This window comes from Iamia sp., from assembly GCF_035575815.1.
Classification (GTDB): domain Bacteria; phylum Actinomycetota; class Acidimicrobiia; order Acidimicrobiales; family Iamiaceae; genus Iamia.
In genome coordinates this window covers 1-22,597 of sequence record NZ_DATLXO010000176.1, presented here as the reverse complement: position 1 = coordinate 22,597, position 22,597 = coordinate 1, and the positions used below count along the sequence as shown (strand labels likewise).

Below are 22,597 nucleotides of genomic sequence, written 5' to 3'. Positions count from 1 at the left end.
GATCGGGAGACCGCCGCCGGGGCTCTGCGCGCCGCCCGCCAACGCGGCGCGCGCGCCTCCGAGGCAGCCACGACCGAGGCCGTCGTCGCAACCGACCGCCGCAACCCGGTGGTCCCCGATCCCGACGTGGTGGCCGCCGCCGCCGAGCACCGGGAGGCCGCCCGCGCCGCCCACGCCGCGGCCGTCGCCGCCCAGGCCGAGGCCCAGGACATCCGGGACCGCGTGCGGCGCGAGGGCGCAGGGGGCGATCTCGATGACCTGCGCGCCGAGCTCGCCGTGGCCGAGCGGGAGACCGCCGAGATGGCACCGGCGGCCGTGGTCCCCGAGGAGGAGCGTCGAGCCCTCGCCGATCGGCGCGCCCGCATCGCGGCTCAGATCGACGCCCTCGAGCTGGTGCCGACCTCCCGGGTGGCGGCCGCCCTGGTCGGCGTCGACCAGCACGGCGGCATCGCCGCGGTCGAGGCCGGCCAGGTCGCGGTCGAGTGGGAGCGCGTCCGCGAGCTCGTGGCTGACGCCGTGACCGCTCCGCCCCCCACCTCGACACCGGAGACCGACGCGCCGTCTGCGGCGGCCAGCGGCATCTTCTCCCGTCCCGGCGCCGGGCCGGCGCCCGCCGACCCGGCGCCCGCCGGCCCGGCCGAGCTCTCGGCGGGCACCGTGTCCCGGCTCCGGATCGCCCGGGAGCGGGTCACCGTCGCCCGACGAACCCTCTCCGAGGCCAGCGGTGCCTGGGCCCTCGACCCGCGGGAGGTCGAAGCCCTCGAGGCCGCCCACGCCGAGGTCCTCGCCTCGTGGGAGGGCAGTGAGCGCCGCATCGGCGTGGGCAAGGCGCGTCGTCGCCTGGAGGAGGCCCAGCTCGCCGAGCGCGAGGTCCTCGCCCGCATGGGCTTCGCCAGCTACACGGAGTTCATGGTGTCAGGCCGGGCGTCGGGCATGCCCTCGCACCTCGACGCCGAGGCGGCCCGCCGGGCCCTCACCGACGCCGAGGCGGGCCTCGCCGCCGCCGAGGCCGACGCCGAGTCCGAGCTCGTGGCCGCCCGCGAGGCCGATGCCCTCGCGGCCCGGGCCGCCGCCCCGGCCCCGGTGGACCCGGCGTGGGATCCCGATGCCGCCAAGGGCCGCCTGGTGGCCACCCTCGGCGCCCTGCGGGCGCGCGCCGCGGAGCTGCTGGGCGAGGACCCCGGTGACGACGTCGCCGAGCGTCTCCGCGAGCGCATCGCCACCGATCCCCTCTCCGATCTCCGCATGGCCCTCGACGAGGTCGGACTGCCCCTCGGGCAGGTCCTCTCCCGCGACGACGTGCTGGCCCGGGCGCGGGCCTGGGTCGCCGAGCAGGACGACGCCGCCGGCCGCCGGGCCACCCTCGCCGGCGAGCGGGTGGAGGTGGAGGACCAGCTGGCCCGCCTCGATGCCGCCGAGGGCGCCCGGGTGGCCTGGGAGGCGCTCGTGAGCCACCGCGACGAGCTGCGGGCCCGCATCGCCGAGATCGCCTCGGCCCGCACCGCGCTCGAGGCCGCCGACGAGCGCATCGAGCGCGACGGCTCCGAGGTGGCCCGCGCCGCGGCGGAGCAGGCCGATGCCGAGCGAGCCCTCGCGGATGCGAGCGAAGCCGGATCGCCAGTGGCGCCGCCGACCGTGGGTGCGGCGGTCGACGTCGACCTGCCCCTGCTCGAGGCCGACGCCCGCGACGCGCAGACGGCGCTCGACGTCGCCGTGGCCCACCTGCTGCCCGCCGAGGGGCGAGCTGCCCGCCCCGCTCCCGACGCCGACGCCGACGCCGACGCCGACGGTGAGCTGGGACGGTCCGAGGCGCGCGTGACCCTGGCCCGCATGCACCTCGACGGCCTCGAGGCGGTCCGCGCGGTGCGGACCGCGCCGGAGACCAGACCGCCGGCTGTCGACGTCGACGTCGACGTCGACGTCGACGCCGACGCCGACGCCATGGTCTGGCAGATCCTGGCTCGGCTGGCGTCCCAGCGCGAGGCCGCCGTCGCCGGTGGCCCGGGCCCGGCACCGCTGGTGCTCGACGAGCCGTTCGGATCGCTCACCACCGTTGACGCCGTGCGGGTGTGCGAGGCGCTCGTCGGCCCGGCCTCCGCCGTGCAGACCGTCCTGCTCACCGACCGACCCGATGTCCTCGACTGGGTGCGCGACAACGACCCGGCCCTGGTGGGGGCGGTCACCGCAGCATCGCTCGCGCTCAGCCCCCGGCCCTGAACGGCGGGATGCGCGCCGCCGGCGACGGAGTCCTGGGATCCGGCACCGTTCACGGCTCGTCGCGAGCGGGCATCGGCCCGGTTGCCTACCATCGGAACGACCGACGACCATACGGAGGTTCCGTGACTGCGATCACCGAGGACACGTTGCGCACCCTGGCCAGCTTCGAGGCGGAGGGAACCCCGGTCACCAGCTGCTACCTGGACGTCGACGGACGGCGATTGCTCACCCCGCGAGACGTCGAGCAGGAGCTCGACGCGCTGCTGCGCCCGGCCCGCGCCCGGGCCGACGGCACCTCGTCGGTGCATGCGGACCTTGACCGCATCGAGGGCTACGTGCGCGCCGGGTTCGACCGCTCCCGCGTGCGGAGCCTGGCCCTGTTCTCCTGCTCGGGCCGCGACCTGTGGCATGTCGTGCCCCTCCCGGTCCGGGTCCGCAGCCGCGTCGTGGTCAACGACATGCCGGCCCTCGGCCAGCTCGAGGCCATCGCCGAGGAACAGAGCCGCTTCGGTGTGCTGCTCGTCGATCGCCAACGGTCCCGCATGTTCATCTTCGAGCTCGACGAGCTCGTCGAGCGCACCGAGGCGGTCGACGAGCTGCCCCGCGACTACGACACGAGGGGCGAGCGCGAGCGAGGCGACATCTCGGGCCACGTCGACGCCCTCGCCTCCCAGCACGTCCGCAACGCCGCCGCCCTCGCCTTCTCCGTCTACCAGCAGCACGGCTTCGAGCACCTCTGCCTCGGCGCCCCCGATGACCTCGTGAGCGAGCTGGAGGGGGCGCTGCACCCCTACCTCCGCGAACGCAACCGCGGTCGCATCAACGTCACCCCGCAGGCCTCGATCGGCGCCATCGGCAAGGCCGCGGCCGAGGTCGAGGAGGCCACCGAGCGAGCCCGGGAGGGCGACCTCGTGGCCCGGCTGCTCGATGTGGTCGGCGCCGGGGGCCGGGCCGTGACGGGCCTGGAGGCCGTGCTCTCCGCCCTGTCCGAGCGGCGCGTCGAGCACCTCATCGTGTCCCACGAGTACGAGGTAGAGGGTTGGCGCTGCACCACCACCGGTGCCCTCTTCGCCGTGCGGCCGCACGGCGACGACGCCAGCACGCTGCACCACGTCGACGACGTGGTCGAGGAGGCCATCGACCACGCCCTGGCCCAGCGGGCCAAGGTGGAGATCTGCGTGGCCAACGCAGACCTCGACGTGCACGGGCGCGTCGGCGCCCTGCTCCGCTACTGAGCCCGGCCACGCCCCCGGGCGCCCCCCTCGTCATCGGGCTCGACCTGGGTGGCACCAAGCTGCTCGGGCTCGCCCTCGACCCCGACCACGCCGGCTCCGAGCCCCTCGCGGAGCGCAAGGTGCCCACCCCGAACGGCACCGGCGCGGTGCTCGACGCGCTGGCGGACCTGGCGGCCACGCTCCGCGACGAGGTGCGCGACGACACCGGTCGCGACGTGCGGTCCGTCGGCCTCGGCGCACCGGGTCTCGTCGATCGGGCCGGCACGTTCCGCTTCGGGCCCAACCTCCCGGGTGTGGTCGGCGTGGCCCTCGGTGCCGAGCTCGGCGAACGGCTGGGTCTTCCCGTCGTCGTCGACAACGACGCCACGTGCGCAGCATGGGGCGAGCACGAGCGCGGTGCGGCCCGGGGCCGCAACCACTCGTTGCTCATCACCCTCGGCACCGGCATCGGCGCCGGGATGACCATCAAGGGCGAGATCCTCCGGGGCGCCTACGGCTTCGCCGGCGAGCCCGGCCACATGGTGGTCGACCCCGCCGGCCCGGAGTGCCCCTGCGGTCGTCGAGGGTGCTGGGAGCGCTACGCCTCGGGTACCGGCATGGGGTGGCTGGCGCGCGAGGCGGTCCGCACGGGTGCGGCCCCGGCCGATGCGGGCTTCGTCGCCCACGCCGGGGGCCGAGTCGGCGACGTCACCGGCGAGCACGTCGCCGCCGCCGCCAGGTCGGGAGACGAGGCCGCCCGGGCCGTGCTCGACGTCTTCGCCGACTGGTTGGCCCTCGGCCTGGCCAACCTCGTCAACCTCCTCGACTCCGAGGTCATCGTCATCGGTGGGGGCGTCTCCTCCGACGCCGATCTCTACCTCGACCGCACCCGCGCCCGGGTCCGCGAGCTGGCCCTGGGCGGCGATCGGCGCACCCGGGTGCCGATCGTCGGTGCCCTCCTCGGTGAACGGGCCGGTGCCGTGGGCGCCGCCCTGCTCGCCGCCCTCCGCACCTGACGAGCCTGCCTCGCGCCGCCCTGAGCGCTCGTGGGCAGCGGCGACAGTGGCTGCGGATCGGTCCCGGTGGGTCGACGGAGCACACGGTGACGAGGGTGCCGGTGGGTCGCCGCCCATTCAGGCCTCGGACACTCTTCGTGCTGACATTCTATCTAGGAGCACTGTCCGTGTTATCTTTGGTCCATGGACCACGGACAGTCACGATTTCGGCCGGCTCTACGACTCTGCGTCATCACCGCACGCGGGAGGGCCACCGGGAAGACACGCCCGAAGAGCCCGGTCCGAGGGGCTGCGACCGGGCATGGCGCCCGCCGCCTGCTGGGCCCGCCCGTCCTCGTGCTGGCGGTCGTGGCGGCGGTCGCATGGGCCGGTGACCCGGCGGCGGCGGTGACCGAAGGACCCGTCGCCACGCCGACCGACCAGGCGGGCGAACCGGCGCAGGACGAGCAGCTCACGCCGGAGCCGACCGAGGTCCCGGCCCGTCGGTCCTACTCCGACCAGATCGCCCGGGAGACGAGCCCGCGCTCAGGGGAGCCGAACCAGCGGTCAGGGGAGACGAACGAGCGGTCAGGGGCGACGGGCGTCGTCCCCAACCTGCCGTACAGCAACTGGTCGTGGGCCGAGTCGGGCTACGCGGAGATCAGCGAGACGCTGACGGTCGCCGACGCCGACCCGCGAGGTCACTACTACTGGGCCCACTCGTTCGTCCTGCAGGGAGGCGACCAGGGCTATTCGGGACTGCAGGTCGGTTCTGCGCCCCAGGGCACCAAGATCGCCCTGTTCGCCATCTGGGGGGCCACCGCGGCTGAGGGCCCGAGCTGTCGGACGTTCGACGACGAGGGCAGCGGCTGGACCTGCCGCATCGACCCGTACCAGTGGGTGGCCGGTCGGCCCTACGAGCTGCGCACGATGCGTGACGAGATCACGGCCGAGGGCACGTGGATCAAGGGGACGATCATCGACACCGTCACCGGGGCCGTCACCGTGATCGGCCGGATCCGGGTGCCCCCGACGTGGGGCGACATGGTGGGCTTCAGCTCGTGGACCGAGTGGTTCGGGCCGGGGCTACCGACGTGCGACGCCTTCCTGCGGTCCCGGGTGGCATGGGACGAACCCCGTGCGATCGCAGAGGACGGACGGATCGACGCCCCCGCGCTGCGCAGTGGGATGGTCGGAGGCACGAACCCGATCCAGGCCTGTCCGAGCGACACGTTCATCACCGCCGGCGCTCAGGGGGCCGACATCCAGACCATCACGCCCACCCCGTGGGCCCCGTTTGCGTCGTGGTCGACCCTGGTGGATCGCCAGTACCAGGACGTCGTCGGGCGAGCGCCGAGCGCGGCTGAGCGGGCGAGCTGGATCCCGGACCTCACCTCCGGTGGCCGTCGACCCGGTGAGGTCGTCGCCGCCCTGCGCCGGTCACGCGACAACGCCACCTTCGTGGACCCGGTCGCCCGGCTGTACCGCGCGTACTTCCAGCGGCAGCCTGACCCGGGAGGCCTCGTGTATTGGGCGGACCAGCGCCGTCGGAGCCGCCGATCGCTCGTCGCCGTCTCGTCGTCCTTCGCCCTGTCGCCGGAGTTCACGAGGACCTACGGCGGACTCAGCGACTCGAGGTTCGTCGACCTCGTGTACCGGAACGCGCTGGGGCGATCGGGTGATGCCGAAGGGAGGACGTACTGGACCGGTGAGCTGGCGTCGGGGAGACGGAGCCGGGGGGCGCTCATGGTGGGCTTCTCGGAGTCGGCCGAGCACCGCAACGCTCAGGCCGCCACCATCGACGCGTCGCTGCTCCACATCCTGATCCTCGGTCGGGCGCCGACGGCGGCGGAGCTCGAGGCCACGAGCGACGCCGTGCGCCAGGGGAGGTCGTGGGCGACGCTCGCCCACACCCTGCTCGTCTCAAGTGAGTACGGGCGCCGCATCTCCGGCTGACGGACGGCGGATGCGGATCAGACGGGCTCGACCCGGACCCGGTGATCGGCGACGGCGGCGAGAGCCCTGCACACTCGGGCCTTCTCTAGGCCTCGAGTCGCCTCAGGGCCAGCTCAAGCACGTCGGCGCGGCTGCGCGCGCCGTGATCGGCGGCGATGAAGTGGTTGCCGATCGCCAGCGAGAAGGCGAGCATGCAGCGGGCCTCGACATCCTCCTCGTCGGTGCAGAAGGTACCGAACAGCGAGCGCAGGTAATCCATTCGCCGGCTGTCGACGCGTCGGAGGCGATCGGCGACCGTCTGCTCGCGCCGGGACCAGTCGCGGACTGCGAGGTCGATCGCCAGCAGCCCGTCGCTGGAGAAGGTGAGCGCGCCCGCCCGCCGCGCCTTGGCCCTGGCGTCCCCGCCCTCGCTCTCGACGCGCTCGATCACCTCATCGGTGCTCCTCCGCTCCCATGTGTCGAGCATCTCGTCGAGCAGCGCGCGCCGGTCGTCGAAGTGCCAGTAGAAGCCGCCCTTGGTGACGCCGAGCGCTTGGGCCAGCGGCTCGATCCGGACGGCGTCCGGCCCGCCGGCGGCAAGGGCCCGCAGCCCCTCATCGATCCACTCGCGGCGAGGCGTGCGGGTGAGGGCCATCGCCCATCTCTATCGCGTCCCGCGCCGCATTGACACCGCCGTGGTTGGTCCCTATTCTGTTTCCATACGCTACCGTATAGAAGGACGTCCGCCAATGAGGCTCCCGAACACCGCGCACATCTCCCGGCCTGGCGGATCCACGAGCTCACCCGCGACTTCCGGCTCGAGGACGTGTGGGCGCTGCCGACGCCGGGCGGCCCGGACGACTTCCCTCGGCTGGTGAATGGGGCGATGGCCTCGCTCGACCCGTCGCAAGGCTCCTCCCTCGCCGCCCGCACGCTCTGGGCGATCCGGTGGAAGGTCGGGGAGCTGCTCGGTTGGGACGGCCCGGACGCGGGCCACGGCTCGGAGCGGCCGACGATCCGCGACCGGTTGCCGGCGGATCTGCGCGACGCCCCGTCCGGCCCGGACGCGCTCCATGTCACCTCGGTCTACCTGACCGACGACGAGTGGGCCGCGGAGATCGTCAACCGGACCGTTCACGGGATCATGCACATGGGCTGGGTCCCAGACGGGACCGGCGGCTACCGCGGCCAGATGGCCGTCCTCGTGAAGCCGAACGGACTGCTCGGGACCGGTTACATGGCCGCGATCAGGCCGTTACGGCACCTGATCGTGTACCCGCCGATACTGCGACAGATGGGGCGGGACTGGCGTACCGACGCCGGCGCCGCAAGGAACGGCTTGAAAGCAAACACCACGATCCGGGCCGCGAGCCCGGAAGGAGGTTCAGCACACCATGCCGATGTGTGACGCATACATCCCCGACGGCGCTCTCTCACCCAGCGCGGAGCGCGAGCTGTTGGGCAAGATCACCGATCTGCTGCTCGAGCAAGAGGGAGTTGACCCGACCAACGAGAGGGCCCGAGCGATCGCATGGGTCTCCGTCCTCCGTCACGAGATCTACGTCGCCGGCGCCCCGGCGCAGGTGCCGCACTACCGCTTCGTCTGCTATGTTCCCGAGGGTCAGTACAACGACGAGCGCCGTGCCGCGGTGACGGCGGCGATGACCCGGGCCGTGGTCGAGGCAGAGGACGGGTCCTGGCCGGATCCCGAGCGCCGCGTGTGCATCTTCACGCACGAGGTCAAGGACGGCACGTGGGGCGGTGCGGGCATGATCCTCAGGCTCCCGGACATCTACGAGTTCGTCTTCGGCGACAAGGGTCGCCAGGAGGCCGAGCAGGTGCTCGCGGTGCGCCGGCGACAAGAGGCCGAGCTGCTTCTCGCCGCCGCCGGCGACCGAGCCGTCCCGTGAGCGTCCATAGCCCGACGCTTCCCCCCGGCCAACGCCTCATCGGTGGGTTCCCGCGCTTCGGGACGCACCTCCAACGACCCGCTCCCGCTGTCCCCAGCGATCCTGTGATCCAGATCAGCGGCGCCGTGGCCAAGCCCTTCGCCCTGCCACTGGCCGCACTCGCGACGCTTCCCCGCCGAGAGCTCACCGCCGACTTCCACTGCGTGGCCGGGTGGTCAGCCACCAACCTGCACTGGGAGGGAGTCGCGTTCGAGACCTTCTATCGCATGATCATCGAGCCGTCGGTGCAACCAGACACGTCGGTCACCCATCTCGTCTTTCGCGGTCTCGACGGCCACCGGTCGGTCGTGTCGATCGAGGACGCCCTGGCCGAGGACGTGCTCATCGCAGAGCGGCTCGATGCCCGTCCGCTCGACGGTGACCATGGCGCGCCGGCCCGACTGGTCAGCCCCGACCAGTACGGCTATGTCAGTACCAAACACCTCTGTCGCATCGAGCTCCACACCGCCGAGCCGACAGGCGTCCACACATCTCCGGCGATGCGTTTGCTCGCGCCCCACCCGCGGGCGAGGGTCTGGGAGGAGGAGCGTCATCGCCTCCTCCCCGCCTGGCCGCTGCGGCCCGTCTACCGGCTCCTCATCCCGCCCATAAAGTTCCTCAGCGCTCGCGGCAGCCGGAGCAGTCGCACCCCACCGGCGCCGTCGTGACTGAGCCTCCCCCGGCCCCTCAAGGTGTGTGGTAGCCGGTGTCGATGGCGCGCTGCCGGCTGCGGGCGATCTCGGCCCAGGCCGCGTCCGCGCCCTCGAAGCCCCGGGTGCTGGAGAACTTGTCGGGCTCGAGCGCCTTGTAGGCGTCGAAGAAGTGCTGGATCTCGTCGGTCAGGTGGTCCGGGAGGTCCCCGATGTCGGCGATGTGCTCCCAGCGGGGATCGCCGGCGAAGACGCAGATGATCTTGGCGTCGGGCCCGGCGTCGTCCTCCATCCAGAAGATGCCGACGGGGCGCGACCGCAGCACGCAGCCCGGGAAGGTCGGCTCGTCGAGGAGCACGAGGGCGTCGAGCGGGTCGTCGTCCTCGCCGAGGGTGCCGTCGACGAACCCGTAGTCGGCGGGGTACACCATGGCCGAGAACAGCCGCCGGTCGAGGCGGATCCGGCCGGTGACGTGGTCCATCTCGTACTTGTTGCGGCTGCCGCGGGGGATTTCCACGGTCACGTCGATGGCCCGGTCGTCGGGCGGGGTCGTCTCGGTGCTCATGGGCCGATCTTCGCAGGCGCCCAGCCGGGGTGGGGCGCCCCGGATCGCACGCGGGCCGGGCCCGGGCCCACAGGTAGGGTGCGCCGATGGAGTTCCGCCGGATCTCGTCGCTGCCCCCGTATGTCTTCACGATCATCGACGGGCTCAAGGTGGCGGCCCGGCGCAACGGCCAGGACGTCATCGACCTGGGCTTCGGCAACCCCGATCTGCCCTCGCCGCAGGTCGCGGTCGAGAAGCTGTCCGAGGCTGCGCACAACGCCCGCAACCACCGGTACTCCTCGAGCCGCGGCATCCCGAAGCTGCGCGAAGCGGTGGCCGACCTCTACATCCGGCGCTTCGGCGTGGCGCTCGACCCCGAGCGCGAGATCCTCACCACCATCGGCGCCAAGGAGGGCTTCAGCCACCTGATGTGGGTGCTGCTCGGCCCCGGCGACTCGGCCCTCGTGCCCTCGCCGTCGTACCCGATCCACATCTGGGGGCCGCTCTTCGCCGGCGCCGGCGTGCAGTACATCCCCATGGGCGGCGGCGACCGCGACCTCATCGGCGAGATCACCGAGGCCATCGACAGCGCCTGGCCCCGCCCCCGGGTGCTGGTCGTCTCGTTCCCCCACAACCCCACGACGACGTGCGTCGACCTCGACTTCTTCGGTCGCCTGGTCGACCTGGCCAGGGAGAAGGAGATCGTCATCGTCCACGACAACGCGTACGCCGAGCTGGGCTTCGACGGCTACCGGCCGCCGTCGATCCTGCAGGCCGAGGGGGCCAAGGACGTCGCCGTCGAGCTGTACTCGATGACCAAGTCGTTCTCGATGGCCGGCTGGCGCGTCGCCTACCTCGTGGGCAACGCCGAGATCGTCGCCGCCCTCCAGAAGCTCAAGTCCTACCTCGACTACGGCACGTTCCAGCCCGTCCAGATCGCCGCGACGGTGACGCTGAACGAGGCCCAGGACCACCCCACAGAGGTGCAACGGATCTACCAGCGCCGGCGCGACACGCTCTGCGACGGGCTCCACCGCATCGGCTGGCAGATGAGCCCGCCCCAGGGCACCATGTTCGCGTGGGCCCCGATCCCCGAGCCCTACCGCGAGATGGGCTCGGTCGAGTTCTGCTCGTTCCTCGTGCGCGAGGCCCAGGTGGCCACGTCCCCGGGCGTGGGCTTCGGCCCCGGAGGTGAGGGCTACGTCCGCTTCGCCCTGATCGAGAACGAGCAGCGCATCGGCCAGGGCGTCCGCAACCTGAAGCGAGCCCTCACCAAGCTGGGCTGAGTCGCCGGGGGCGCCGCCCTACGCTCGGTCGATGGCGACCACCCCCATCCCGGCCGCGATCGATGACCTGTGGGAGGTCCGGGCCGGGCTGACCACCGAGAACGAGGACGCTCGGCGCGTGGTGACCGAAGCGGTGGACCTCCTCGATGCCGGCGAGGCGCGGATTGCCGAGGTCGTCGACGACGCAGTGGTCGTCGACGAGCGGGCCAAGCGTGCGATCCTCATCGCCTTCAAGGTGCTGCCCATGCGTCCTGGCAACGTCGGTGACTTCCACCATGACGACCGGATCCCACTGAAGGCGAGCCTCCCAGGGGTTCGGGCCGTTCCCGGGGCGATCGCACGATGGGGATCGCACCTCGAGCCCGGAGTGGTGTTGATGCCGTCCTTCGTGAACATCGGTGCCCACGTCGGCGCAGGCACGCTCGTCGATACCTGGGCCACAGTCGGGTCGTGCGCGCAGGTGGGACGCAACGTCCACCTCTCCGGCGGCGTCGGCATAGGCGGGGTGTTGGAGCCGCCCCAAGCGGCGCCGGTCGTCATCGGGGACGACGCATTCATCGGCAGCCGTTCCATGGTGGTCGAGGGCGCAAGGGTGCGGGAGGGGGCCAAGCTCGGCGCCGGTTCCATCCTCACCGCCTCCACCCGCGTGTTCGACGCCGAGTCGGGTGAGGAGCTGCCCCGCGGAGAGGTGCCGGCGCGAGCCGTCGCCATCGGGTCGACCCGGATCCGGCGCTTCCCGGGTGGCGAGTTCGGTCTGCCGTGCCTCCTCATCCTCCGTCACCTCGAGCCGGGGCAGGAGCACGACAAGCTGGCCCTCAACGCAGTGCTGCGCGAGCACGGCATCGCACCCTGAGCCGCGGTCGGCGGCCCCGACGGATCACGCGCCCCGCCGGTGTCCTGATCTCGGACTTCGAGCGCGCCGGACCGTCCAAGGGCCCCTGTGGGCTATCGTCAGCCCATGCGACTGCACATAGCGCTCGATGAAGAGCTGGTCGCCGAGCTCGACCGGCGCGGGGGAGCGCGCCAGCGCAGTGCCCTCATCGCGATGCTCGTACGTCGAGGCCTGGAGGACGAGCAGCGTTGGGATGACATCGAGGCCGCGCTCGGGCAGATCGCGGACACGGGTCACGACTGGGACGAGGATCCCGCAGCCTGGACCCGGCAGCAGCGACACGGTGACCCCCGCCGGGCCGGCTGACGGTGACCCGGCTCCTCTTGGACTCGACCGCAATCATCGATGCGCTGCGGGGTCGACCAGCCGCGGCACGCCTCGGGGGGCTGCGCCGCACCGGCACCGAGCCCTGGGTGTGCGTGATCTCCGTCGAGGAGATCTGGCGGGGTCTCCGGCCCGGTGAGGAGCTCGCGGCCCGTCGGCTGTTCCAGGGCCTCCGGCTCGCTCCTCTCGGGGTGGCCGAAGGGGCCCGGGCGGGGATCTGGCGCCGCGACCTGGCCTCGCGGGGCATCACCGTCCGCCAAGCTGACTGCCTCATCGCGGCGGCCGCCGTCGGTGTCGGAGCCGGCTTGGCCACGGCCAACGTCGCCGACTTCCCCATGACCGAGCTCACCGTCGAACACTGGCCGGTCGGCGCCTGACGCGACCACATCCCGGGCCGATCTCACTGTCACACCCTTGGGGTACGGTTGTTCCCATGACGACGGACCTGTCACTGGAGGCGGCGCAGGAGGCCGATGCGGCGCGGCGCGCGTTCGATGATGAGCTGGCCGGGGTGGCCGGGGTGCGCAACGCGGCTGACGCCCGCCTGGTGAACCTGATGGTGCGGGCCTTGGCCGAGGGGCTGTGGCAGGGGCACCGGGTCCACACCCCGGTGCAGTGGTTGATGTGGCGGGCCGGGGTGTCGCGTCAGGTGGCCCGGCGGGTGGTGGCTCTGGCCCGGCGGGCTCCGGTGTTGCCGGTGACGATGGGCATGTTCACCGAGGGCCGGTTGTCGTTCGATCAGGCCGCCACTGTTGCGAGGTACACCCCGGCGGAGTACGAGGCGTCGGTGGCGGGGGTGGCCCAGTTCGCCACCGCAACGCGGACCTACGGCTACGACACCGAGGCCCGCCCCGCCGATGCCCCGCAGCCCACCCCTGACGAGCCGGTCCTCCCACCCCCTGAACCCGACGTCGAGCGCGAGGTGGCCTTCGGCAGCGAGGACTCCGGGCAGTGGTGGGCCCGGATGCGCCTCCCCGCTGATGAGGGCATGGCGTTCGAGGGGGCGTTGAAGGCGGCCCGGGAACGCTTGCACGCCGAGGCTCGTGCCGCGGCCAAGGCCCGGGCGAAGGCGGAGGGCCGGTCGACGGTGGATCTCGACGTGCGGGTCCCGTCGTGGGCTGATGCCGCGGTGGGGGTGGCTCACGCGATCCTCGCCGGCGGCGCCGGTGGCGCGGAGATGGCCGCCCGCAGTCGGGTGCTGTTGCACCTCGAGACCCCTGACGGCACCCGGGGCCAGGGGCGGTGGATGGGGTCGCTGCACCTGGGTGGGGTGTTGCCTGATGAGCTGCGCCGGTACCTGTCCTGCGACGGTGACGCCCAGATCATCTGGCACAAGGACGGTGCCCCGGTGAACACCGGGCGCGCGCATCGCATCGTGCCCCGCCGGATCCGCCGGTTGATCGAGCACCGCGACCGCGGGTGCCGCGTGCCGGGGTGTGATCAGTCCTACTGGTTGCAGATCCACCACATCGTGCACTGGGAAGACGACGGTGAGACCATCACCGCCAACCTCATCTGCCTGTGCTCCGCTCATCACCGGATGCACCACCAGGGCCTGCTGGGCATCGTCGGCAACGCCGATGACGCCGACCGCTACGGCAACCACCTCGGTGGCGCCACCCGCGCCCGACCCCCCAAGGCCGCCGACATGCCGACCGTGGGCGCCTACCCGTGCCCCACCGGCGAACGCCTCGACCGCGCCGCCGTGCACTTCAACCGCACCCGGCCCGCACCCGACGACCCCGCGGTCGACGAACCGGGTCTCACCTCCGACGACGGCCCACCCGGCCACCGCCGCCACATCCACTGCCGCACCACCGGCCGCGCCGAAGCCGCGACCCCCGACGGCTCACGCGCCCCTCCGTCCAGCTGACTCGCGTGCCTCGGCCCGTCATCGGGCCCTGGGACTTCGCCAGCGACAAGGCGTACCTGATGCTCGCGCTCGTCGTGCTGGCGGCGTGCGCCCTCGGTGTCGCCCAGCTGAGTCGGGGCACGACCGGCCGCAAGCTGCGCGCCCTGCACGGCAGCGATGTCGCGACCCAGGCGCCCGCCGGTGTCCTGATCTCGAACGTCGAGCGACCGCAGGCCCTCCGCGGCCCCTGCGGTCGACCGTCGGCCCACGCTCAGCGGGGAACCTGCGGCGACGATCGCGCAGCCTGGACGCGGCAGCACAGACAGGTGAGTCCCGCCGGGCCGGCTGACGGCGACCCGGCTCCTCTGGGGCTCGACCGCGATGCCGGCAAGGTGAGGCCCGGCGCCGCCGCGGCGGCGCCGGGCCGATCGGGTCAATCGGTTGCGGTGGGGGTGGGGGCCGCCAGGATGCCGGGGATGGGGGCCGCGAGGATGCCGCCGATGCAGAAGGCGACGGCGGCGTCGATGACCGGCGTCGGGTCCGCCGCGGGATCGGCGTGGATGAGCGTGGCGCTCAGGTGCTGGGTGACGCCGACGATCGAACGGGCCAGCAGGTCGGGATCGGCGTCGGGGATGCGGCCCTCGTCGATGGCCCGGCGGAGCGGTGCGGCGGCATCGGCGGCAGCGGTGGCCTCGCCCTTGCGGATGCCGGGGGCGAAGCGCTCCTCGGTAGCGGCGAAGCGGATCAGGGTCATGACCTCGCGGTGGGCCGCCATCCACTCCATGCCGGTGCGGATGCCCAGCTCCATCTGCGCAACGGGGTCGGCCACCCCGGCGATGGCGTCGCGCTGGTGGCGGCGCCGGGCCGTCTGGCCGTCGCGCAGGATCTCGGTGAGGAGGGCCTCCTTGGAGGCGAAGTACCAGTAGAAGACGCCCTTGCCCACCCCGACGGCATCGACCACGTCGGCGACCGACGTCGGGTGGTACCCCTGCTCGGCGAAGAGGCGGGTGGCCACCTCGATGATCTGGCGCCGCCGCTCCTCGCCCCGCGCCGTGAGCCGTCGATCCTCCGGTTCCACGCCCGCACGCTACATCCTTGACCACCCGGTCAAGCGGAGGGGTAGGACAGGGGTCGACGGGAAGCCACACGCCCGTTCCGGGGTGGAAACACCGGGTTCACGCGGCCTCCGTAGGTTCCCGGTCCATGGAGACCTATGTGATGCGAGTCTGGCTTCCTGACCGCCCCGGTGCCCTCGGCGCCGTGGCCAGTCGCATCGGTGCCGTCCGCGGTGACGTGGTGGGCATCGACATCCTCGAGACCGGCGCCGGCATCGCGGTCGACGAGCTGGTGGTGCGCCTGCCCCAGGAGTCGCTGATCGACCTGGTCGTCGCGGAGGTGCACGAAGTCGACGGCGTCACCGTCGAGGACGTGCGCCCGGTGGGGGAGGCCGGTGGCGACCCCCGTCTCGACGCCCTGGAGACGGCGGCGATGATCTGCGGTGCCGACACCATGGAGGAGCTGCTGCGGGCGCTCGTGGTCCACGGCGGGTGCACCCTCGGGGCGGAGTGGACCTCGGTGGTCGACCTGGTGGCCGGGGCGGTGTGGGCGACATCGGGCACGGCGCCGAACGAGGCGTGGCTCTCGGCGTTCGTGCGCGGCGCCCGCGCCAGCGGGGACGACCAGGCCATGGGAGCCGAGGATGTCGCCTGGGCCCCCCTCCCTGGGGTCGACCTGGCCCTGGTGGCCGGGCGCAGCGGCACCCCCTTCCGGGCCAAGGAGCGTCGGCAGGTCGCCGCTCTGGCGCGCGTGGCCGGCACCCGGGCTCGCGAGGTCGGCCGCGATCGTTCCTGGCGAGCCCACCCGAGTGCCAGCATGGCACCGGGCCACTGACCCGGGGTCGCTGATCCCCCACGTCGGGCTGCTGCCCGCCGTCTGACCATCGCCGACCGTCGTCCAACCCAGGAGCCCCGCGTGCCCGAGCCCACCCGGACCGCACCGTCGACCCCCGTCCGGGCCGCCCCCCGGCGGACGCCCCCGAAGCGCCCCCTGCCCCCGACCCTCGCCCGCCGCGGGCGCTGGTCGCCTCCGAGGCCGACCCCGTAGCCGCCACCGGTCGCTTCGCCTCCTCGCCTCGCCCAGTCCCAGATCCCGATCCAACCCCACCCCAAGTGGTCGCGAATCCCGTCCCTCGGCTCGGCAGGCGCTTTCGGCGACCAGTTCGCACGCCGCGTCGAGCCGGTCGCGAATCCCGTCCCTCGTGCGACGGTTGCCGCGTCCAGTTCGAGGTCGGGCTCGGCGCGGCGGCGCAGTCAGGGGCCAGGGGGCTCCCAGGCCCGCGAGCGGCCGACGGCGTCGAGCCAGCGGGCGTGCTGGGCATCGGCGGTGGCGCGCTCGGCGCTCGGCGGAACGGTCACATCCGCGGTCCACAGCTCGGCCAGCTCGTCGGTCGACCCCCACACCCCCTCGGCCAGGCCGGCCAGGTAGGCGGCGCCGAGCGCGGTGGTCTCAGGCACCGCGGCGCGGGTGACGGGCACGCCGAGCTGGTCGGCCTGGATCGACAGCAGCAGGTCGGCCGCCGACGCACCGCCGTCGGCGCGCAGCTCGAGCACGCTGTGGTCGGCGGCGGCGGCCATGGCGTCGACGACATCGCGGGTCTGGAAGGCCATGGCCTCGATGACGGCCCGGGCGATGTGGGCCCGGGTGGTGCCCCGGGTGAAGCCGACCAGCAGGCCGCGGGCGTAGGGGTCCCACCAGGGGCTGCCCAGGCCGGTGAAGGCGGGCACCAAGTAGACCCCGTCGGTCGACGCGACGGTCTCGGCGAGCGGGCCGACCTCCTCGGCGGCGCCGATCAGGCCCAGGCCGTCGCGCAGCCACTGCACGGCCGAGCCGGTCGAGAAGATGGACCCCTCATAGGCGTAGTCGGTGTGGGTGCCGCGCCCGTCGGCAAGGGTCCAGGCCACCGTGGTGAGCAGGCCCTCGACCGGCTCCGGGCAGGTGGGACCCACGTTCATGAGCACGAAGGAGCCGGTGCCGTAGGTGTTCTTGGTCATCCCCGGCGTGAAGCACGCCTGGCCGAAGAGCGCCGCCTGCTGGTCGCCGGCGACGCCGCTGATGGGGATGCCGGCGGGCAGCCCGGTGTCGCCGACGGTCAGCCCGAAGCGACCCGACGACGGCCGGACCTCGCCCAGCGCGGAGCGGGGCACCCCGAAGAGCTCGCAGAGCTCCGAGGACCACTCGAGGGTGCGGATGTCGAAGAGCATGGTGCGACTGGCGTTGGAGGCCTCGGTGGCGAACACCTTGCCGCCGGTGAGGTTCCACAGCAGCCACGAGTCGATGGTGCCGACGCAGAGATTGGGCCCGGGCGCAACGCCGCCCTCGCGGAGCAGCCACTCGACCTTGCTGGCCGAGAAGTAGGGGTCGAGCACCAGCCCGGTGGCGGGTCGGACGACGTCGAGGGCGCCTGCCTCGCGCAGCTCGTCGCAGCGCGCCGCGGTGCGCCGGTCCTGCCACACGATGGCCCGGTGGAGGGGCCGACCGGTGCGCCGGTCCCAGGCGACGACCGTCTCGCGCTGGTCGGTGATGCCGAGGGCGGCGACCGGCTGGTGGAGATCCGCGATGAGCCGGTTGGTCACCGCCACCATCGCGGTCCAGATCTCGGTGGGGTCGTGCTCGACCCACCCGGGCCGGGGAAAGTGCTGGGTGAGCTCCTGGTACCGGAAGCCGACCGGTGCGCCGGTCTCGTCGACGGCGAAGGCCCGCACCCCCGTGGTGCCGGCGTCGAGGGCGATGACCACTGCCATGGCGTCGGAAACTACGTGATGGCGCCGCCGGTAACATCCGCGCCGACGACCACGATCCGACCTTTCCCGGAGGAGGGACCCCGTGCGACTGGGCGTGTTGACGAGCGGAGGCGACTGCCCTGGTCTGAACGCGGTGATCCGCGCCGTGGTCCGCAAGGTCGAGCGCCACCTGAACGGCACCGTCATCGGCTTCCGCGACGGCTACCTGGGGGTCATGGAGGACCGCTACGAGGTGCTCACCATCGACCGCTGCCGGGGGATCCTGCCCCGCGGCGGCACGATCCTGGGCACCAGCCGGCACCAGCCCTACGCCCACCCCGGCGGCGTCGACAAGGTGCGGGCCACCATGGTGCGCCGGGGCCTCGACGGGCTGGTCGTGATCGGCGGCAACGGCAGCCTCGGCGCCGCCCGCGACCTGCACACCGACGGCGTCGCCGTCGTCGGCGTGCCCAAGACCATCGACAACGACCTGGGCGCGACGGAGGTCACCTTCGGCTTCGACACCGCGGTCGCCACCGCCACCGAGGCGATCGACCGGCTGCACACCACCGCCGAGTCCCACGACCGGGTGATGCTCGTCGAGGTGATGGGCCGCCACGTCGGCCACATCGCCACCTGGTCGGGCATCGCCGGTGGGGCGTCGATGATCCTCGTACCCGAGGAGCCCTTCGACATCGACGAGGTGTGCGACACGCTCCGACGCCGCCACGACCAGGGCCGGTTCGCGTCGATCGTCGTGGTCGCCGAGGGGGCGGTGCCGGTCGAGGGCTCCTTCGCCCTGCCCGACCCCGGCGTCGACCAGTTCGGTCACCAGCGCCTGGGAGGCATCGCCCACCTCCTCGCCCCCGAGATCGAGGCCCGCACCGGCTTCGAGACCAAGGTCGTGGTCCTCGGCTACCTGCAGCGGGGCGGCTCGCCCACGGCGGCCGATCGCGTGCTGGCGAGCCGCTTCGGCATCGCCGCCGCGGAAGCCGCAGCGGACCACGAGTGGGGCACCATGGTCGCCATCCGGGCCGGCAAGGTCGTGCGCGTGCCCCTCGTCGAGGCGGTGGCCGAGCCCAAGGTCGTGGCGGCCGACATCCACGACGTGGGCAAGGTCTTCTTCGCCTGAGCCACCGGAGCTGTGGCGATGTGGCGATGTGGTCGCTCAGCCGCCCGGCCGCGCCAGGATCCGGGGTCAGGCGTCGGGCGGCTCGAGGGCGGCGTAGTCCGAGCGCCGCACCTCGTCCTTGCTGGCGGTGGGCGTTGGTGCGTCGACGGCGTCGCCCATCACGCGGAAGCGGACGCTCTGGACCGCGTCGAGCTCGGTGACGGTCAGCACCACCTGGGCATAGGCCCGCGTCTGCTCGGGGCCGCGAAGGGTGCTCCACTCGTCACTGAGCTGAACGGTGAGCGTCGAGCCCGAGAGGTCGGTGCCGTCGAGCGTGGTGCCCGTCGGGATGAGGCTCACGAAGCCGTCCTCGAGCTCCTCCTCGAGCGGTGCGGCGAAGAGGGCTTCGAGCACCGTCGTCGGTGTGGCCCCCGTTTCGAGGTTGCGGCGCACCGTGACGAGCGCCCCTGCCTCGCCGGGATCCTCGGAGTTGTCGCTCAGGTAGAGGATGGCGAAGTTGGGTCCCAGGCCGGAGTCGGTGGCAGGCGGGAGCGTGGTCGTCGTCTCATCGGCGATGACGCGGGGATCGTCATCGGTGGGGATGCCGCACGCCGCGGCCAAGAGGGCCAACCCGGCGAGCAGGACCGCAACAACCCATTGGGCGCGGCCCGGAGTCGGCCTGGTTCGCTCGCGGCGCTCACTCATCGGTGCACCACCTCGTCGTGGGTCACGTCCGGTCGGGCTTCCGTCGCCGGGCACCGATGAGCGCTGCCGGCTCCGCAGGCTCCGCCGTCAGAGAGCCCGTGCTGTCTAGTTCGCTCGCGGCGCTCGCTCACGCGCGCGCCACTGGGAGCTGGACGACGAAGCGGGCCCCGGGGGCCCCATCGGGGCGGTCCTCGACCCAGGTGCGACCACCGTGGAGCCGGGCGTGCTCGGCGACGAGGGCAAGCCCCAGCCCCACGCCGTCACCCGAGGCGCTGCGCCGCCCGGCCCCGGCGCCGCGCGAGAAACGGTCGAAGATCCGGCCCCGGTCGTCGATGGGCACGCCGGGGCCGGAGTCCTCGACCGCGACGAGCACGCTGTCGCCCGCCGATTCGACCGAGATCCGGCTGGCGCCGCCGCCGTAGGCATCGGCGTTGCCGAGCAGGTTGTCGAGGATGCGCACCAGGCGACGCTTGTCGGCCCGCACGACCATGCCGGCCAGCTCCGCGTCGAGCTCGACGGCGACCTCGGCCCGCCCGGTGCGGTGCTGGGCCACGGCCTGGCGGATCAGCTCGGGCAGGCGGACCTCCTCGAGTGAGAGGCGCGCCACGCCGGCGTCGAAGCGCGAGATCTCCAACAGGTCGTCGACGAGCTGCTGGAAGCGGGCGACGTCGCCCTCCATCAGGTCGAGGGCCGACCGTGAGGCGTCGTCGGGCATCTCGCCGCGCCGCGAGGCCAGCACCGACACCGAAGCGGCGAGGGTCATCAAGGGGCTGCGCAGCTCGTGGCTCACGTCGGACGCGAAGCGGCCGTCGCGGTCGATGCGCGCCTCGAGGGCCTGGGCCATGTGGTTGAAAGAAGACACGAGCACGTTCAGGTCCGGGTCCTCGGTGCCCTCCAGGCGCGTGTCGAGGCGGCCGCCGGCGATGGCCTCGGCGGCGAGACCGACGTTGGCGAGGGGCCGCAGGGTGCGCCGGCTCAGCCAGTAGCCGAGGGTGCCGCCCACGAGCGTCGTCGCTACCGAGGCCCCCAGCAGCGACACCGCGAGCGACTCGAGCGTGTCCTCCAGATCCGCGAAGGACACGACCTCGTAGTACGCCGCGGACCCTTCGTTGACCGGGATGCCGACGATCAGCTCGGGCTCGCCGTTCAGCGTCACGCGCATCCGCACCGAGTCGCCGCCGGTGACGGCGTCGCGGACCGAGTCGGGGATGACGGCCTGGCCGAAGGTCGACTGCAGCGACACCGAACGCCAGGTGTCGTCGGTCTGGCGCAGCTCGACCGACGGCCGCGAGCTGGCCGGTGTCTGCAGCGAGGCCATGGCCGCGACCAGGGCCTCGGTGTCCTGGTTGGCCTGGACCCTCTCGCTCATGACGGTGGCGTTCAGCGTGGCCTGTCGGGTGGCCGAGGCCTCGCGTTGGTTGATGAGGTTCTCCCGGGTGAGACCCCAGGTGGTGCCGGCCAGCAGCGCGGCGAGCACCGCGGTCGTGGCCGCGAAGGCGAAGGTGATGCGGGCGCGCAGCCCGAGGCGGGCGGGGAGCGGCAGGCGGAAGGCGCGTCGGACCCGGGCCACGGTCAGTGGCCTCGGGGAGCTGACGTCGGGGGGGACGGGGCCGAGCCGCTCGGCCCGGTGGCGAGGAGCACCGGGGACCTAGGTCTGGAGCTTGTAGCCCAGGCCGCGGACGGTGACCACGTGGCGGGGGTTGGCGGCGTCGGCCTCGACCTTGGTGCGCAGGCGGCGGACGTGGACGTCGACGAGGCGACCGTCGGCGAAGTAGCCGTGGCCCCAGACCCGCTCGAGCAGGACCTCGCGGGAGAGGACCCGGCCCGGGCTGTTGGCCAGCTCGAGCAGCAGGCGGAACTCGGTCTTGGTGAGGTGGACCTCGTCGCCGCCGCGGCGCACGACGCCCTCCTCGGGCACGATCTCGAGGTCGCCGAAGCGCAGGTGGGTGGCGCCGGAGTCAGTGGTGCGGACCCGGCGCAGCATGGCGCGGATCCGGGCCGAGAGCTCCTTGGGGGCGAAGGGCTTGGTGAGGTAGTCATCGGCCCCGGCCTCGAGGCCGGCGACGATGTCGTGGGTGTCGTCACGTGCGGTGACCATGATGATCGGCACGTCGCTCATGCGCCGGATCGACCGGCACACCTCGAAGCCGTCGACGCCGGGGAGCATGATGTCGATGAGCACCACGTCGCTCGGGGCTTGGGCGAAGCGCTCGAGGGCGTCCTCGCCTGTCTCGGCCTCGTCGACCTTCCAACCCTCGTCCTCGAGGGCGAGCTTCACCGCCGTGCGGATGCGCTCGTCGTCTTCGACGGTGAGGATGCGGGTCGCCACCCCTGCATCGTGCCTCATGGCGACGGGTCGCGTCGCGCACCCTGGGCGCGTGAGCGCAGGTTGTCTCGGCGCCCGGTCAGGCGCCCCCTGCGCCGGCGCCGCCCACGAGGTCGCGGAGGGGCCCGAAGAGGGCCGGTCCGGCGGCCACGATGCAGGCATCGGGGAGCCCGTCGGGCAGCGCCACGTCGTCGATGGTGCCGACCGTGGCCCCTGCCTCCTCGGCGATCAGCCCTCCGGCGGCCCAGTCCCAGGGGTGGAGGCCCTTCTCCCAGTAGCCGTCGAGGCGCCCGCAGGCCACCCAGCACAGGTCGACCGCCGCGGCCCCGACCCTGCGGATGTCGCGCACGCGGGGCAGCACGACGGTGAGCACGTCGGCCTGACGTCGGCGGCGCTCGGGGTCGTAGCCGAAGCCGGTGCCGACGAGGGCCAGGGCGGGGTCGGCCACCTGGGTGCAACGGATCAGGGAGCCGTCCCGGGTGGCTCCGAGGCCCCGGGCGGCGGCGAACACGTCGCCGTGGAGGGGGTCGACGACCGCGGCGGCCGCGACCCGGCCGCCCTGGGACGCAGCGATCGACACGTTGCAGCCGGGGATGCCGTAGAGGAAGTTGACGGTGCCGTCGATGGGGTCGATCAGCCACTGCACGCCCGAGATCCCGGGTCGATCCGCGCCCTCCTCGCCGATCACGGCGTCGTCGGGACGGGCCGCGACCAGCGCCTGGACGATCATGGCCTCGACGGCCCGGTCGACCTCGGTCACCGGGTCAGTGGTGCTGCTCTTGGTGGCGATCCGCAGGTCGGCGGCCCCGGCGCGGGCC

Annotated in this window: 22 protein-coding genes; 14 read left to right on the top strand and 8 right to left on the bottom strand. The window is 73.0% G+C overall.

The genetic code is table 11. The annotated features are described in order from the left end of the window. From VNL12_RS18095 to VNL12_RS18080, 4 genes are all read left to right on the top strand, one after another. The coding region (locus tag VNL12_RS18095; RefSeq protein WP_325596346.1) for a hypothetical protein at window positions 1-2,217 on the top strand (2,217 nt) is incomplete at its 5' end. A gap of 122 nt (window positions 2,218-2,339) precedes the next feature. Beyond that, window positions 2,340-3,452 carry a hypothetical protein gene (locus VNL12_RS18090; protein WP_325596345.1) on the top strand — a complete coding sequence of 371 codons (1,113 nt, stop codon included), beginning with the start codon at window positions 2,340-2,342 and terminating at the stop codon, window positions 3,450-3,452. Beyond that, entirely contained in the window at window positions 3,392-4,447 is a 1,056-nt protein-coding gene (locus VNL12_RS18085) for an ROK family protein (protein WP_325596348.1), read from the top strand. Before VNL12_RS18090 ends, VNL12_RS18085 begins: the two co-directional genes overlap by 61 nt. Before the next feature lie 348 nt (window positions 4,448-4,795). Beyond that, a complete protein-coding gene (locus VNL12_RS18080; protein WP_325596344.1) occupies window positions 4,796-6,382 on the top strand; it encodes a DUF4214 domain-containing protein in 1,587 nt (528 codons plus the stop codon). Between the two features lie 85 nt (window positions 6,383-6,467). Here VNL12_RS18080 and VNL12_RS18075 read toward each other — a convergent pair whose 3' ends face one another. Next, on the bottom strand, window positions 6,468-7,016 hold the full coding sequence (locus tag VNL12_RS18075; RefSeq protein WP_325596343.1) for a helix-turn-helix domain-containing protein: 549 nt from the start codon (window positions 7,014-7,016) through the stop codon (window positions 6,468-6,470). Window positions 7,017-7,187: 171 nt separating this feature from the next. Here VNL12_RS18075 and VNL12_RS18070 point away from each other — a divergent pair, with 171 nt between their 5' ends. Genes VNL12_RS18070 through VNL12_RS18060 form a run of 3 tightly spaced genes read left to right on the top strand, consistent with a single transcriptional unit; the run spans window position 7,188 to window position 8,978 of the window. After that, a complete protein-coding gene (locus tag VNL12_RS18070) occupies window positions 7,188-7,769 on the top strand; it encodes a DUF2867 domain-containing protein (protein WP_349257882.1) in 582 nt (193 codons plus the stop codon). Then, the gene (locus VNL12_RS18065) at window positions 7,762-8,271 is read left to right on the top strand and encodes a hypothetical protein (RefSeq protein ID WP_325596342.1); all 510 of its coding nucleotides are present in this window, start codon (window positions 7,762-7,764) and stop codon (window positions 8,269-8,271) included. The genes VNL12_RS18070 and VNL12_RS18065 overlap by 8 nt, the downstream gene beginning before the upstream one ends. Continuing rightward, window positions 8,268-8,978: a molybdopterin-dependent oxidoreductase gene (locus VNL12_RS18060; protein WP_325596341.1), complete on the top strand. Its 711-nt coding sequence runs from the start codon at window positions 8,268-8,270 to the stop codon at window positions 8,976-8,978. The genes VNL12_RS18065 and VNL12_RS18060 overlap by 4 nt, the downstream gene beginning before the upstream one ends. Window positions 8,979-8,997: 19 nt before the next feature. Here VNL12_RS18060 and VNL12_RS18055 read toward each other — a convergent pair whose 3' ends face one another. Next, window positions 8,998-9,525, bottom strand: coding sequence for an inorganic diphosphatase (locus VNL12_RS18055; RefSeq protein WP_325596340.1), 528 nt, complete (start codon window positions 9,523-9,525; stop codon window positions 8,998-9,000). Window positions 9,526-9,611: 86 nt separating this feature from the next. Between VNL12_RS18055 and VNL12_RS18050 the strand changes: the two genes are divergently transcribed. The 5 genes from VNL12_RS18050 (at window position 9,612) to VNL12_RS18030 (ending at window position 13,879) form a co-directional block, all read left to right on the top strand. Next, the gene (locus VNL12_RS18050; protein WP_325596339.1) at window positions 9,612-10,790 is read left to right on the top strand and encodes an aminotransferase class I/II-fold pyridoxal phosphate-dependent enzyme; all 1,179 of its coding nucleotides are present in this window, start codon (window positions 9,612-9,614) and stop codon (window positions 10,788-10,790) included. Between the two features lie 31 nt (window positions 10,791-10,821). Beyond that, window positions 10,822-11,643, top strand: coding sequence for a 2,3,4,5-tetrahydropyridine-2,6-dicarboxylate N-succinyltransferase (locus VNL12_RS18045; RefSeq protein WP_325596338.1), 822 nt, complete (start codon window positions 10,822-10,824; stop codon window positions 11,641-11,643). A gap of 105 nt (window positions 11,644-11,748) precedes the next feature. Beyond that, a complete protein-coding gene (locus VNL12_RS18040) occupies window positions 11,749-11,988 on the top strand; it encodes a hypothetical protein (RefSeq protein ID WP_325596337.1) in 240 nt (79 codons plus the stop codon). A gap of 17 nt (window positions 11,989-12,005) precedes the next feature. Then, on the top strand, window positions 12,006-12,383 hold the full coding sequence (locus tag VNL12_RS18035; RefSeq protein WP_325596336.1) for a PIN domain-containing protein: 378 nt from the start codon (window positions 12,006-12,008) through the stop codon (window positions 12,381-12,383). A gap of 56 nt (window positions 12,384-12,439) precedes the next feature. Beyond that, window positions 12,440-13,879 (top strand): HNH endonuclease signature motif containing protein, encoded by a 1,440-nt coding sequence (locus VNL12_RS18030; protein WP_325596335.1) that lies wholly within the window; start codon window positions 12,440-12,442, stop codon window positions 13,877-13,879. Between the two features lie 412 nt (window positions 13,880-14,291). Here VNL12_RS18030 and VNL12_RS18025 read toward each other — a convergent pair whose 3' ends face one another. Continuing rightward, complete coding sequence (locus VNL12_RS18025) at window positions 14,292-14,936, bottom strand: TetR/AcrR family transcriptional regulator (protein ID WP_325596334.1); 645 nt, start codon at window positions 14,934-14,936, stop codon at window positions 14,292-14,294. Between the two features lie 125 nt (window positions 14,937-15,061). Here VNL12_RS18025 and VNL12_RS18020 point away from each other — a divergent pair, with 125 nt between their 5' ends. Continuing rightward, window positions 15,062-15,748, top strand: coding sequence for a hypothetical protein (locus VNL12_RS18020; protein ID WP_325596333.1), 687 nt, complete (start codon window positions 15,062-15,064; stop codon window positions 15,746-15,748). Between the two features lie 419 nt (window positions 15,749-16,167). Here VNL12_RS18020 and glpK read toward each other — a convergent pair whose 3' ends face one another. Beyond that, a complete protein-coding gene (gene glpK / locus VNL12_RS18015; protein WP_325596332.1) occupies window positions 16,168-17,658 on the bottom strand; it encodes a glycerol kinase GlpK in 1,491 nt (496 codons plus the stop codon). A gap of 82 nt (window positions 17,659-17,740) precedes the next feature. Here glpK and VNL12_RS18010 point away from each other — a divergent pair, with 82 nt between their 5' ends. Beyond that, window positions 17,741-18,769, top strand: coding sequence for an ATP-dependent 6-phosphofructokinase (locus tag VNL12_RS18010; RefSeq protein ID WP_325596331.1), 1,029 nt, complete (start codon window positions 17,741-17,743; stop codon window positions 18,767-18,769). 66 nt (window positions 18,770-18,835) lie between these two features. Here the strand turns inward: VNL12_RS18010 and VNL12_RS18005 are convergent, their stop codons facing one another. The 4 genes from VNL12_RS18005 to VNL12_RS17990 all read right to left on the bottom strand — a co-directional run. Then, window positions 18,836-19,453 (bottom strand): GerMN domain-containing protein, encoded by a 618-nt coding sequence (locus VNL12_RS18005; RefSeq protein WP_325596330.1) that lies wholly within the window; start codon window positions 19,451-19,453, stop codon window positions 18,836-18,838. Between the two features lie 127 nt (window positions 19,454-19,580). Next, window positions 19,581-21,023, bottom strand: coding sequence for a HAMP domain-containing sensor histidine kinase (locus VNL12_RS18000; RefSeq protein ID WP_325596329.1), 1,443 nt, complete (start codon window positions 21,021-21,023; stop codon window positions 19,581-19,583). Between the two features lie 78 nt (window positions 21,024-21,101). Beyond that, entirely contained in the window at window positions 21,102-21,782 is a 681-nt protein-coding gene (locus VNL12_RS17995; RefSeq protein WP_325596328.1) for a response regulator transcription factor, read from the bottom strand. 76 nt (window positions 21,783-21,858) lie between these two features. Then, window positions 21,859-22,597 (bottom strand): inositol monophosphatase family protein (locus VNL12_RS17990; protein ID WP_325596327.1); only part of this gene is annotated, 739 nt, incomplete at its 5' end.